Annotated in this window: 11 protein-coding genes; 6 read left to right on the forward strand and 5 right to left on the reverse strand. The window is 68.7% G+C overall.

Translation table 11 applies throughout. The features are described 5' to 3' along the window. Positions 1 to 1,590, reverse strand: a complete 1,590-nt coding sequence (locus Q9R39_RS03810; RefSeq protein WP_249145016.1) for a CoA-acylating methylmalonate-semialdehyde dehydrogenase — start codon at positions 1,588 to 1,590, stop codon at positions 1 to 3. Positions 1,591 to 1,690: 100 nt separating this feature from the next. Here Q9R39_RS03810 and Q9R39_RS03815 point away from each other — a divergent pair, with 100 nt between their 5' ends. Then, complete coding sequence (locus Q9R39_RS03815; RefSeq protein ID WP_058253830.1) at positions 1,691 to 2,131, forward strand: flavodoxin domain-containing protein; 441 nt, start codon at positions 1,691 to 1,693, stop codon at positions 2,129 to 2,131. 25 nt (positions 2,132 to 2,156) lie between these two features. Here Q9R39_RS03815 and Q9R39_RS03820 read toward each other — a convergent pair whose 3' ends face one another. Next, a complete protein-coding gene (locus tag Q9R39_RS03820; RefSeq protein WP_058253831.1) occupies positions 2,157 to 3,062 on the reverse strand; it encodes a DMT family transporter in 906 nt (301 codons plus the stop codon). Between the two features lie 115 nt (positions 3,063 to 3,177). On the opposite strand from Q9R39_RS03820, the gene Q9R39_RS03825 reads away from it, so the two are divergent. The 4 genes from Q9R39_RS03825 to Q9R39_RS03840 all read left to right on the forward strand — a co-directional run bounded on the left by Q9R39_RS03825 (position 3,178) and on the right by Q9R39_RS03840 (position 6,896). Next, positions 3,178 to 3,471: a hypothetical protein gene (locus tag Q9R39_RS03825; RefSeq protein WP_058253832.1), complete on the forward strand. Its 294-nt coding sequence runs from the start codon at positions 3,178 to 3,180 to the stop codon at positions 3,469 to 3,471. Further along, entirely contained in the window at positions 3,468 to 3,962 is a 495-nt protein-coding gene (locus Q9R39_RS03830; RefSeq protein ID WP_058253833.1) for a histidine phosphatase family protein, read from the forward strand. The genes Q9R39_RS03825 and Q9R39_RS03830 overlap by 4 nt, the downstream gene beginning before the upstream one ends. 21 nt (positions 3,963 to 3,983) lie before the next feature. After that, positions 3,984 to 4,808, forward strand: coding sequence for an ammonia-dependent NAD(+) synthetase (nadE, locus tag Q9R39_RS03835; RefSeq protein ID WP_058253837.1), 825 nt, complete (start codon positions 3,984 to 3,986; stop codon positions 4,806 to 4,808). A gap of 66 nt (positions 4,809 to 4,874) precedes the next feature. Then, positions 4,875 to 6,896, forward strand: coding sequence for an NAD(+) synthase (locus Q9R39_RS03840; protein WP_211538261.1), 2,022 nt, complete (start codon positions 4,875 to 4,877; stop codon positions 6,894 to 6,896). Positions 6,897 to 7,202: 306 nt separating this feature from the next. Here Q9R39_RS03840 and Q9R39_RS03845 read toward each other — a convergent pair whose 3' ends face one another. From Q9R39_RS03845 to Q9R39_RS03855, 3 genes are all read right to left on the reverse strand, one after another. Continuing rightward, positions 7,203 to 8,603, reverse strand: a complete 1,401-nt coding sequence (locus Q9R39_RS03845; RefSeq protein ID WP_065629730.1) for a wax ester/triacylglycerol synthase family O-acyltransferase — start codon at positions 8,601 to 8,603, stop codon at positions 7,203 to 7,205. Between the two features lie 132 nt (positions 8,604 to 8,735). After that, positions 8,736 to 9,572, reverse strand: coding sequence for a fibronectin type III domain-containing protein (locus tag Q9R39_RS03850; protein WP_165629678.1), 837 nt, complete (start codon positions 9,570 to 9,572; stop codon positions 8,736 to 8,738). Continuing rightward, positions 9,572 to 11,464: a serine/threonine-protein kinase gene (locus Q9R39_RS03855; RefSeq protein WP_211540044.1), complete on the reverse strand. Its 1,893-nt coding sequence runs from the start codon at positions 11,462 to 11,464 to the stop codon at positions 9,572 to 9,574. The genes Q9R39_RS03850 and Q9R39_RS03855 overlap by 1 nt, the downstream gene beginning before the upstream one ends. A 105-nt stretch (positions 11,465 to 11,569) precedes the next feature. Between Q9R39_RS03855 and Q9R39_RS03860 the strand changes: the two genes are divergently transcribed. Then, a complete protein-coding gene (locus Q9R39_RS03860) occupies positions 11,570 to 12,121 on the forward strand; it encodes a nuclear transport factor 2 family protein (protein ID WP_211540042.1) in 552 nt (183 codons plus the stop codon). The last annotated feature ends 158 nt before the right edge of the window (positions 12,122 to 12,279 follow it).

Genomic DNA, 12,279 nt, shown 5'->3' on the forward strand with positions numbered 1-12,279 from the left:
TCAGTCCATCGTCGGGATGACGAACTCGGCGCCGTCCTTGATGCCCGAGGGCCACCGCGTCGTGACCGTCTTGGTCTTGGTGTAGAACTGGATCGACGCCGGGCCGTGCTGATTGAGGTCGCCGAAGCCGGAACGCTTCCATCCGCCGAACGTGTAGTACGCCACCGGCACCGGGATCGGCACGTTCACGCCGACCATGCCGACGTCGACCCGAGCGGTGAAGTCGCGGGCGGCGTCGCCGTCCTGGGTGAAGATCGCGACGCCGTTGCCGTACTGATGATCCGACGCCAGGGCGAGGGCCTCCTCGTAGTCGCCGGCGCGCACGATCGACAGGACCGGTCCGAAGATCTCCTCGGTGTAGATGGTCATGTCCTTGGTGACGTGGTCGAACAGGGTCGGGCCGATGAAGAAGCCCTTCGAGATGTCCTCGTCGCCGAAGGTCTGCTCGTTGTTGGCGCGCTCACGTCCGTCGATGACGACCTCGGCACCCTCCTCGGCACCCTTGTCGATGAACCCGCGGACCCGCTCGAGAGCGGCGGCGGTGACCAGGGGGCCGTAGTCGGCCTTGGGGTCCAGGCTGTGACCGACGCGCAGTGCGTTGACCCGGTCGATCAGCTTGGCGCGCAGCCGGTCTGCGGTCTGCTCGCCGACCGGGACCGCGACGCTGATCGCCATGCAGCGCTCACCGGCGCTGCCGTAGCCCGCACCGATCAGCGCGTCGACGACCTGGTCGAGGTTGGCGTCGGGCATGATGATCGCGTGGTTCTTGGCGCCACCGAAGCACTGTGAGCGCTTCCCGTGGGCGGCCGCGGTCGAGTAGATGTACTGCGCGATGTCGGAGCTGCCGACGAAGCCGAGGGCCTTGACGTCCGGGTGGGTCAGCAGCGCGTCGACCGCTTCCTTGTCGCCGTGGACGACCTGGAACACACCGTCGGGCAGGCCCGCCTCGGTGAACAGCTCGGCAAGACGCACCGGCACGGACGGATCGCGCTCGCTGGGCTTGAGGATGAAGGCGTTGCCGCACGCGAGCGCCGGTCCGGCCTTCCACAGCGGGATCATCGCCGGGAAGTTGAACGGGGTGATGCCCGCGACGACACCGAGCGGCTGACGGATGGAGTGCACGTCGATGCCGCCGCCGGCACCCGCGGTGAACTCACCCTTGATGAGGTGCGGGATGCCGATCGCGAACTCGATCACCTCGACGCCGCGCTGGATGTCGCCGAGCGCATCGGCGTGGGTCTTGCCGTGCTCGAGCGACAGCGTGGTCGCGAGTTCATCGGCGTTCTTGTTGACCAGGTCGACGAACCGCATGAGGACGCGGGCGCGCCGCTGCGGGTTCCAGGCGGCCCACTCCTTCTGCGCGGCCGATGCGGTCGCGATCGCGGCGGCGACTTCGTCGGTCGACGCCAGCGGAACCTGAGACTGCACGGCGCCGGTGCTCGGATTGAAGACGTCAGCAAAGCGGCCGCCCTCGGCGGTGACGCGCTTGCCGTTCAGGTAGTGCGGGATCGAGGGGACAGCAGGAGCGGACACGGAGATCACCTTCGACTTCGTTGGGGGTATGGCCGGTGTCACCACATAGTAGGACATCCAAGTATTTCTTCCAACCCCCCTCAACTGGGATTTCGCCCCGACGGGCGGGTTAGGCTACCCTCGCTTAGCGAAAACGCCGACGTCGAGAGGAGTTCACATGTCGGTCGTCATCCTCTACGGAACCGAAACCGGGAACGGTGAGCTCGTCGCCGACGCCATCGCCGACACGCTGGCCGCCGACCACGATCCGTCGATCTACGACATGAGCGAATACGCGGTCGAGGACCTCGACCCCGAGGACTTCCTCGTCATCGTGTGCTCGACGTACGGCGAAGGCGAGCTGCCGACTGGCGCCGAGCCCTTCGCCGACGAACTCGAGAGCGTGAACCCCGACCTCACCGGTCTCCGCTTCGCGGTCTTCGGTCTCGGGGACTCGATCTACGACACGTTCAACCGCGGCGGCGAGATCGTCGCCGAGATGCTCACCAAGCGCGGCGCGGTCCAGGTCGGCGAGCACGCTCGCCACGACAACTCCTCGCCCATCAAGCCGGCGAAGCAGGCCGCCGAGTGGGCCGAGGGGATCTCTCAGGAGATCTGAGCACGCCTGACGTCGACGCGGCCGGTCAACCCGCCGGGCGCGACGTCGCGCCCGCCGCCGGGCCCGCGTCCGCTGCGGCGTCGGCTGCGGCGGACTCCTCCGCCGCCACGGCCTGCTCGTATCCGCGCACGGCCGACAGCTTCGCGAGTTCGCACACAGCGCGCACCATGATCGCGAGCACGATCCCCAGGAACAGCGCGGTCGGTACCGACACCTTCAGGTTCTCACCGAGCAGCAGCACACCGAGCACCATCGCGACGGCCGGCTCGGCGACGGTCATCGACGGGAACGACGTCTGCAGATCACCGGCGCCGAACCCCATCTGCTGGGCGAGGATGGCGCAGACCACCACCAGCACGAAGAGATAGATCTCGGGGTGGACGAAGGAACGCCAGAAGTGGTGCGTGATCTGGTAGATCACGGTCTTCACCAGCAACGCCGACACGCCGAACAGGATGCCGGCGACGAGCCCGTAGAACAGTGCCTTGTAGTGCGGACTCGAGCGGTGGGCGAGGATCACCAGCGCGACCACGACGCCGATGACCGCTCCCACGGTGCCCCACAGCAGGAGAGCATCGGGGCGTCGCATCGACGGTTCGGGACGCGCCACGATCAGGAATGTCACCACGCACGCGACGAGAACCCCGCCCCAGGCCCACTCGATGCGGGCCGGGTGCCGATGATCGGCCCACGCCTCGAGCGGAAGGGCGAACAGCACGGCGAGCACGACGAGGGGTTGCACGAGGAGGATCGAGCCGAGTCCGAGTGCCGAGGCCTGCAAACCGAAGCCGCACAGCGCGATCGCCGCACCGGCCCACCATCCCGGGGTGATCGCACCGTTGACCCGGGAGGCGCGCTGACGCAGCACGGTACCGGCGGCGATCATCAACGCGGCCAGCACCGCGAGGAGCGCGGGTACCCAGGTGTGCACGATCCCCAGGGTAACGGCGGTGAGCCGCGGTCGCGGTCCCGGCCGGGGTCGTCCCGGGCGACATCGACGGTGTCGTAACACCAACGGCCTGCCCGGACAACGTAGATTCGAACCCATGCGTTATCGGTCAGATCTGGAACGACTGGCCACCCTCGACGCCGCCGCGATCGAGGTGGCCTGCACCGACTGCACCTCGGTGGGTGAGCTCATCGACTGTGCCGTGGACGAGTACCTGGAGTTCGACGTCGCCGCCGACGAGGCCGAGGCCCGCGGTCACGACGAACACGCGGCCTACCTCCGCCAGGAGGCCGCCGCCTGGCGCGCGACCGTGCGGGTCCTGCGGATGATCGGCGCCGAGTCGGGGTCCGAATCCGACGCCCGGGACCGCGGCCGGCACGGCGCCGCATGAGCCGGACCCGCACGCTGGTCCTGATGCGGCACGGCAAGTCGGGTTATCCGCCCGCGACGCCCGATCACGACCGTCCGCTGGCCGAGCGCGGCGATCGGCAGGCCGCCCTCGCCGGACGCTGGATGGCCGATGAGGGCCTGCGGATCGACGCGGTGCTGTGCTCGACATCGACGCGAACGCGGCAGACGCTCGCCCGAATCGGCATCGATGCGCCCGTGACCTTCGTCGAGGACATCTACGGCGGCGCGCCCGAGGAGATCCTGGAGGCCATCCGCGTCCACGCGCCCGCCGACGCGCGGACGGTCCTCGTCGTCGGCCACGAGCCCGGGATGCCGTCGACCGCGCTGACGCTCGATCCGCACGGCTACATCGAACGCTTCCCCACCTCGGCTTATGCGGTCGTCGGCATCTCCCACGAGTGGGACCGGATCGGGTTGGCCCCGGACCCCGAAGCCCACCTCGTCGGCGTGCGGATCCCACGCGAGGGGTGACCGGTGGCGCACACTGGGATCATGCGTGAGATCCAGCGAACCATCATCGACGCCCTCGCCGTGAAGTCTTCGATCGACCCCGGCGAGGAAGTGGAGCGGCGGGTCGGGTTCCTCGTCGACTACGTCCGCGTCACCGGCGCCAAGGGTTACGTACTCGGCATCTCCGGCGGCGTCGACTCCAGCCTGGCCGGGAAGCTCGCCCAACTCGCCGCCGAACGCATCCGGTCCGACGGCGGTGACGCGACCTTCATGGGCGTGCGGCTGCCCTACCGGGTACAGCACGACGAGGACGACGCGGCCGCGGCCCTCGAGTTCATCGGCGCCGACGAGGTCGTGACCGTCAACGTGGCACCCGGCGTGGATGCCCTCGACGACGAGATCGAACAGGCCACCGGCACCCGGCTCACCGACTTCACCAAGGGCAACGCCAAGGCGCGGCACCGCATGGTCGCGCAGTACGCCCTCGCCGGTGACCGCGGGCTGCTGGTGATCGGCTCCGATCATGCGTCCGAGAACGTCACCGGCTTCTTCACCAAACACGGCGACGGTGCGGCCGACGTGCTGCCGCTCTCCGGCCTGAACAAGCGACAGGGGCGTGCCATCCTGCGCCACCTGGATGCGCCGCAGCAGCTGTGGGAAAAGGTCCCGACCGCCGACCTGCTGGACGAGAAGGCCGGACAGACCGACGAGGACGAACTCGGCCTGCGCTACGACGACATCGACGACTACCTCGAGGGGCGCGAGATCCCCGAGGACGCGGCCGAGAAGATCGAGGCCGCCTGGCACCGCAACCGGCACAAGCGCACCACCCCCGTCGAGGTCGACGACACGTGGTGGCGGTCCTAGCCCTGCACCCGGCCGGCGCGTTCGGCGGACCCCACACGACGGCCTGTCCGCGATTAGGGTGTCGGAGTGTCTGTCTACGCAAACGGATTCGCCCGCGTCGCCGGAGCCGTACCCGTCCTGACGCTCGCCGAACCCGCGGTCAACGCCGCGCGCACCGTCGAACTGGCGACGCAGGCCGCTGACGACGGCGCCTGCATTGTCGTCTTCCCCGAACTCGGGCTGTGCGGGTACAGCGTCGACGACCTCTTCCACCAGGACGCCCTCCTCGACGCTTGCCGCACCGCACTCGACGACATCGTGACGGCCAGTGCCGGGCTGAAGCCGGTTCTCTGCGTCGGACTGCCGATGCGCGTGGGTGACGGCCTGTACAACTGCGCCGCCGTGATCCACGACGGCGCGGTCCTGGGGGTGGTCCCGAAGTCGTACCTGCCGAACTACCGCGAGTTCTACGAGCAGCGCTTCTTCGCCGCGGCGCGCGACGCGGTCCCCACGACCGTGCGGATCGGCGACGACGAGGTCCCGTTCGGTGCCGATCTCGTGTTCGAGGCCCGCGACCTGCCGGGTTTCGCACTGTTCGTCGAGATCTGCGAAGACGGCTGGGTGGCGATCCCACCGAGTACATGGGCAGCTCTCGGCGGCGCGACCGTGCTGGCCAACCTGTCGGGCAGCCCGGTCACCATCGGCAAGGAGAGCTACCGCACCAACCTGTGCACCGGGCATTCCGCGCGGACCATCTCGGCCCACGTGTACGTCGCTGCCGGGTACGGCGAGTCGACCACCGACCTCGCCTGGGACGGCGATGCCCTCATCACCGAGAACGGGTCGCTCCTCGCCCGCAGTGAACAGTTCGCGACGATCGACCAGATCATCACCGCCGACATCGATCTCGACCGCCTGCGGCAGGAACGCATGCGGATGATCAGCCTCCGGGACCAGGTCGGCGATCACTCCGACCGGTTGAAGTCGTTGCGTCGCATCGGTTTCGACTTCGGAGACCTGTCCGACGACGATGTCGTCCGGCGGGTGGTCCCCCGATTCCCTTATGTCCCAGCGGATTCCGACGACCGCGACGAACGCTGCGCAGAGGTCCGCTCCATCCAGGTCCAGGGACTGGCCCAACGACTGCGCTCGACGGGTCTGGAGAAGATCGTCATCGGGGTGTCCGGCGGGCTGGACTCGACGCTCGCACTCTTGGTCGCGGTCGACACCTTCGACCGGCTCGGCCTGCCGCGCACCAACATCCTCGGTTACACGATGCCCGGCTTCGCGACCGGCGGCCCGACACTGCGGCGCGCCCACGCGCTGATGAACTCGCTCGGGGTGAGCGGCGCGGAGATCGACATCCGGCCGTCCTGTGAGCAGATGCTCGCCGACCTCGACCATCCGTACGCGCGCGGCGAGAAGGTCTACGACGTCACCTTCGAGAACGTGCAGGCCGGTGAGCGGACCTCACACCTGTTCCGGCTCGCCAACGCCAACGGCGCCATCGTGCTCGGGACCGGCGATCTCTCCGAACTCGCGCTCGGATGGTGCACCTACGGCGTCGGCGACCAGATGTCGCACTACAACGTCAACGGGTCGGTGCCGAAAACGCTGATCCAGCACCTGATCCGGTGGATGATCACCAGCGGGCACCATTCCGCCGAGACCACCGAGACGCTCGTCGAGATCCTCGACGACGTCATCTCTCCCGAACTCGTCCCCGCCGGCGACGACGGCCGGATCCAGAGCACCGAGGACACGGTCGGCCCCTACGAGCTGCACGATTTCTTCCTCTATCACCTGACGCGCTTCGGTTATCGCCCGAGCAAGATCGCCTATCTCGCGCGCCAGGCGTGGGGTGACCGCAGCCGTGGCCCGTGGTCGGATCTGCTGACCGAGGACAAGCGCAACGAGTACGACACCGCGACCATCGAGCACTGGCTCGAGGTGTTCCTGAAGCGGTTCATGGGCAACCAGTTCAAGCGCTCGGCGATGCCCAACGGCCCCAAGATCGGGTCGGGCGGGTCGCTGTCCCCACGCGGCGACTGGCGTTCACCCTCGGATGCGTCGGCGCGGGTCTGGCTGGACGAACTCGCCGGGGGCTAGTGCGGCGGGTGGTCGGGCCCTGCGCAAGCTCCGGCCCGCTCCTCAGTACCTGCGGCCGGGCGGCCGTCGTGGACTACGAAGAACCCTCTTGAGGGTCCACATCTCTGCTCCCTGAGGTGCGAGCGAAGCGAGCCACGAAGGGCTCCGCAACCTGTCTCACCAGGCCCTTCGTGGCTCGTCGCTATCGCTCCTCGCACCTCAGGGAGCAATGGTTATGTCGTTCTTTCGGATCAGGGAGCAGGGTGGTCGCGCCCTCCGCAAGCTCCGGGAGCAGAACGGGACCAGGGGGCATGCGGTTCTTGCGGATCAGTCGCAGGCGGCCAGCAACTGCTTGATCTCGTCGTCGAAGGCGTTCGCGATGGCCCACGGGTCCGGGGTCTGATCGGTGCAGCCGACGATGCCGATGTTGAGGTTGCCGTCGGCGGAGAAGACCGTGATGTTGAGTCCCAGGCCATGCATGATCGGGCCCAGCGGGTAGACGCCGGTCACGCGCGCGCCGAGGAAGTACAGCGGGAAATCCGGGCCGGCGACGTTAGACACCAGGACGTTGAACACCGGCGGATGCGCCGACGCCCAGTTGCGGTCGCCGTAGATCTTCATCGCGGTGGACAGTGTCGTACCGGGAGCGAACTGCGCCCAGGACCGCAGGATGTTCGCGTCGATCTCGGCGTGGTGCTCCTTCGAGGTCCGGCTCAGCTCTGCCTGCTTCCGCAGCCGCGCGACCGGGTCGGGCTCGTCGGAGGACAGCAGGGTGAACATGCCGGTCACCTTGTTGGTGCCCTCCACCACGAGGTCCTTCTCGTCGGCGCCGTGCACCGAGACCGGGACCATCCCGACCAGCGGACGATCGGGGAGCTCGTCGTGGCCGAGCAGATAGGTGCGCAGTGCCCCGCCGACCATCGCGAGCACGACGTCGTTGAGCTTCACCTCGAAGTGGTCTTTCACTCGCTTCACATCGTCGAGCGAGAGCTGGGTGACGGCGATGCTGCGGTGCGGGGTGATGGGTGCGTTGAACCGGGTGCGTGGGGCACGAAACGGTGCGGGCATCGCCGAATCCTGTTGTGCCCGACGGAACCAGCCGACGGGCACGCTCAACGTGCGGGGGAGCAGTTTGGCCATGGCGAGGGGCCGCTGCACGAAGTAGTTGACCGCGCCGCCCGCGGCCATCGCGACGCGCGACGACGGGCCGGCCGACTCCCCCACCTTCTCCGCGTCGAGATCCGGCGGTTCGGGCGTGAGCGTGCACATCTGGGCGAGCATCTCGGCGCCCGTCACACCGTCGGTCCCGGCGTGGTGCATGCGCAGCATCGCGCAGACCCGGCCGTCGGCGAGACCCTCGATGATCCACAGCTCCCACAGCGGCTTGCCCCGGTCGAGCGTCTGTCCGGCCAGATGACCGCACAGTTCGGCGACCTCGCCGGCGCCGCCGGGGGCCGGCACGCCGACCCGGTGCACGTGACGCTCGATGTCGAAGTCGTCGTCCTCGATCCACACCGGGTGGTCGATGTTGAACAACGAGTTGTCGAGTTTCCGCCGGAACGCGGGTATGGCAGCGATGCGTCGTTCCATCTCGGCGCGGAGTTTGTCGAAGCGGTAGCCGCCCGGCATGGTGCTCGGATCGATCTCGAACAGACCGATGACATGCATCAGTTGCGAGCGCGTCTCGAGGTAGAGAAACGATGCGTCCAGTCCGCTCAAGCGCTGCATGGGATTCGCCTTCCCTCGACGTCGGGCACCCGACCCCGTGGGCACCCCACGCCATCATGCCGCACGTGACGACCCCGGCGGGGTCGGTTCCGGCACAGCCGTGACGGCGTCGAGATGCCAGATGATCCCGGCTCAGAGCGGCAGCGAGTCGACCATGTCCAGAATGTCCTGTCCATCCGTTTCGAGGACGACGATCATGGCCAGCTCGCGCGACGGGTCGTCGGTGATCTTGAAGACCCCGCGTCCGTTCTCGTCGATCAACCCCGTCCCGTGCCGCCATCGCACCGGCCGCGACGTCTCCGAGGAACGCGAGTACTCCGCGTTCAGCGCATCTCGGGACGCGAACCAGAACACCCCGAAGGGGCGATCGACCGAGCCCGCGGCACATCGGACGACGAACACGGTGCGCACCTGACCCGCTCCGGTCTCCGACGGCCCGACCTCGTCGCGGCCGCCGGAGTATCGGCGGATGCACTCGGTGTTCATCCACTGCGCCGCGGTGTCGGGGGCCTGCGGGAGCAGCTCCGGGAACTGCGCCACCAGCGGCGCGAACTCCCCCCAGCTCGCGCCCGTCCGGACCCGCTGCACGGGCCCGGGCTCGGAGTACACACCCGCGCGGATCGCGATGACCCGGTAATCATGTTCTCCGGCAGGCACACTCACGTCCTCGGCGGAGGTCTCGGGTCCCTGGTGGACGACGTAACCGTCGCCGCGGAGCAGCTGATAGGCCGACGCCCCGGACACCGGGTCCCACGACGCGATCACCCGTCCCGGTCGCGCCTGCAGGGTCAGGCCGCCGGGGGTGTCCGGCGCGTCGGGCGCGGTCACCGACCGGACGACGACGAAGCCGCCGACGGCGACCACCGCGGCGACGAGCACGATCAGCCCGATCAGCCACGGCCCCGACCCGAATCGGCGTGGCGAACTCGGTGTCGTGGTAAGGGATGTCGAGGGTGTCGGTGAAGTCATCAGATCGGTAGCCTTCTCAGGACGTCGCCGGCTGCGGCGGCGGGCTCACCCGGGACGACCACCCACACCACCGACCGTGCGTGGTCGCCGTCGTCGAAGGTGAGGATCGCCTGCCCCTGATCCCGCTGCTTGTCCGACAGGTACAGCGTGCCGGTGTGCCCCTGCGCGGTGGTGTAGTCGACGCCGCGGAGGTCGTGGGCGGTCACCTTCGCCGCCGCGACCGCTTCCTCCGGGGTCTCGTAGGTGTCGACGATCACCTGATACGCCGCCACACCCGGGTCCGACGCCCGCCCGCTGTCGTCGCCGGTCGCGGCGTCGGCGTCGCGGGTACACGACACGGTGCGTTTGCTCGACGAGAACGCGAGATCGCCGTCCTCGCCCCAGCAGCGCATCGCGTCGAAGCCGTTGGTGCTCAACGGCGTGGCCGGGATCAGGTCGTGGTACAGGTCGGCGATGGGCTGCAACTCGCCCCATGTCATGAAGACATCGACCTGTTCGGAGTTCCGGGAGAAGTCCGACACCCGGCCGCCGTCATGCGCGGCGACCTGATACGTGTACATGCCGGGCACCGGCCGGGGCGCAGTGAACTCGGTGGCGGGCCCGGAATAGATCACGTCCTCGTTCTGGGTGACCACGTAGTCGGTGGCCCCGGCCACGCCGTTCCAGGTCAGTTCGACAGCGGTGGTCGTGACCTCCACATCCGGGGGATCGGGGGTGTCCAGGGAGGTGGCCGACATGCGTGCGAAACCGATTCCGGCGCCGAGGATTCCGGCAACGAGCACCGCCACGATGGCGATCGCGGCGAGGTGGCGAGGCCGGCGGACGGAAGTGGGTTGCGTCGCATCGTCATCGGGTGGCCAGGTCTGCAACGGACCCGGTTGCACGGGCGGTGGCGTGTACCCCGTGCTCCCCGCGACGCCGGCGCCGACGTGCCGGAACCCCGGGCTCGGTTTTGGACCGGCCGGTGCGGGCCCGACGGGGGTCCCGGCCGGGGGCTCCGTCGGGGGCTCGGGCCTGATCGCCGGGCCGATGAGCGTTGCGCGGGAATCGAAGACGTCGGCGAGCGCGGCGGCGAACTCCCCCGCCGTCGGGTGACGGCGACCCGGCTCCTTGGCGATCGCCCGCGCGAGCACGGCGTCGACCCCGGCGGGCAACGCCCGGTTGCGGGCGCTCGCCGACGGGGGTTCGTGATGCATGTGCGCGGTCATCAGTCCGTGCAGCGACGGCGAATCGAACGGCGGTGCACCGGTGAGGAGTTCGTACGCAGTGGCAGCGAGAGAATAGATGTCGCTCCGGCCGTCGACGCGCAACCCCTCGATCTGCTCCGGCGAGGCGTAGCGCATGGTCCCGATGGTGATCCCGGTACCGGTCAGGTGGGTCACCTCGTCGAGGACCTGGGCGATGCCGAAGTCGGTGAGCTTGACGGCCTCCGGGGCGCTGTCGGTGTCGCCGTCCGCGCCCGGCGTGATGAGGATGTTTGCCGGTTTGATGTCCCGGTGCATGACGCCGCGCCGGTGCGCCGCGTCCAGACCCGCCGCCGCCCCGGCGATGATCGTGCACGCGAGACCGGGGTCGAGGGGCGACTCCCGGGCGAGCATCCGGGCCGCGTCGGTACCTGGCACGTACTCCATCGCGATCCACAGCAACTCGTCGAAGACGCCACGGTCGTAGACGGCCACGATGTTGGGATGGTGCAGCGGCGCGACGATGTCGGCTTCGCGTTCGAACCGCGCGCGGAAGACCGGGTCCGCGGCGTGGACCGAGCGGAGCACCTTCAGGGCGTCGGCGCGCGGCAGCCGGGGATGCGCGGCCTGATAGACCTCGCCCATGCCGCCGCGTCCGAGCACGTCGAGGACGCGGTACCCCGCGATCAGGTCCCCTACCTGGTACATGACGTCCTCACCGATCCGTGTGCGGTGGCTGTGCTGGGGACGAATGGTACCGATTGTCGCGAAACGCGGTGGACCACATCGGTGCGGACTCTACGATCGTCGGCGATGGAAACCACCGAGAACCCGACCCCGACGACCGCCGAATTCACCCCGGCAGAGCTCGACGAGGCCTTCGCACAGTTCCAGCGCACGGTCGCCGAGATCGCCGTGACCCGGGACTGGGATCGCTATGCCGAACTGTTCACCGAAGACGCCGACTACATCGAGCACGCCTTGGGCACCATGCGCGGTCGCGAGGAGATCCGGACCTGGATCTGGCGGACGATGACGTCGTTCCCCGGCAGTCACATGACCGGGTTCCCCTCGTTGTGGCATGTGGTCGACGCGACGACCGGCCGGGTCATCTGCGAAGTCGACAACCCGATGCGCGATCCGGGCGACTCGACACACATCACCGCCACCAACATCACCATCCTCACCTACGCCGGCGACGGCCGGTGGAGTCGCGAAGAGGACGTCTACAACCCGATGGAGTTCGGGCGCGCGGCGATGCGCTGGTGTGAGAAGGCACGCGAACTGGGCACCATCGACGAACCGGCCACGGCGTGGATGGAGACGACGGGCGCGATGTTCGCCTCGCGTCCACGTTCCGGTTGAGGGCCCGCCGACCTGCGCGAACACCGGTTCCGGCGTCGCCGGTACCGACGTGACCGACACCACCGGCCGGACGCGTAACGCGACGCGCGGGCGTGAACGACACCCAGGCGACGGACTTGGGACACCGGTGTGCGTGCCGTACGCTAGAACTTTGACCA

Source organism: Gordonia sp. AC31 (assembly GCF_031844505.1).
In the GTDB taxonomy this organism is placed as follows: domain Bacteria; phylum Actinomycetota; class Actinomycetes; order Mycobacteriales; family Mycobacteriaceae; genus Gordonia; species Gordonia hongkongensis.

Bases quoted from the DNA above. Each gene is read 5' to 3' on its own strand.
- Q9R39_RS03810 (WP_249145016.1), bottom strand. From the start codon at position 1,590: ATGTCCTACTATGTGGTGACACCGGCCATACCCCCAACGAAGTCGAAG.
- Q9R39_RS03860 (WP_211540042.1), top strand. From the start codon at position 11,570: ATGGAAACCACCGAGAACCCGACCCCGACGACCGCCGAATTCACCCCG.
- Q9R39_RS03855 (WP_211540044.1), bottom strand. From the start codon at position 11,464: ATGTACCAGGTAGGGGACCTGATCGCGGGGTACCGCGTCCTCGACGTG.
- Q9R39_RS03830 (WP_058253833.1), top strand. From the start codon at position 3,468: ATGAGCCGGACCCGCACGCTGGTCCTGATGCGGCACGGCAAGTCGGGT.
- nadE (WP_058253837.1), top strand. From the start codon at position 3,984: ATGCGTGAGATCCAGCGAACCATCATCGACGCCCTCGCCGTGAAGTCT.
- Q9R39_RS03825 (WP_058253832.1), top strand. From the start codon at position 3,178: ATGCGTTATCGGTCAGATCTGGAACGACTGGCCACCCTCGACGCCGCC.
- Q9R39_RS03850 (WP_165629678.1), bottom strand. From the start codon at position 9,572: ATGACTTCACCGACACCCTCGACATCCCTTACCACGACACCGAGTTCG.
- Q9R39_RS03815 (WP_058253830.1), top strand. From the start codon at position 1,691: ATGTCGGTCGTCATCCTCTACGGAACCGAAACCGGGAACGGTGAGCTC.
- Q9R39_RS03845 (WP_065629730.1), bottom strand. From the start codon at position 8,603: ATGCAGCGCTTGAGCGGACTGGACGCATCGTTTCTCTACCTCGAGACG.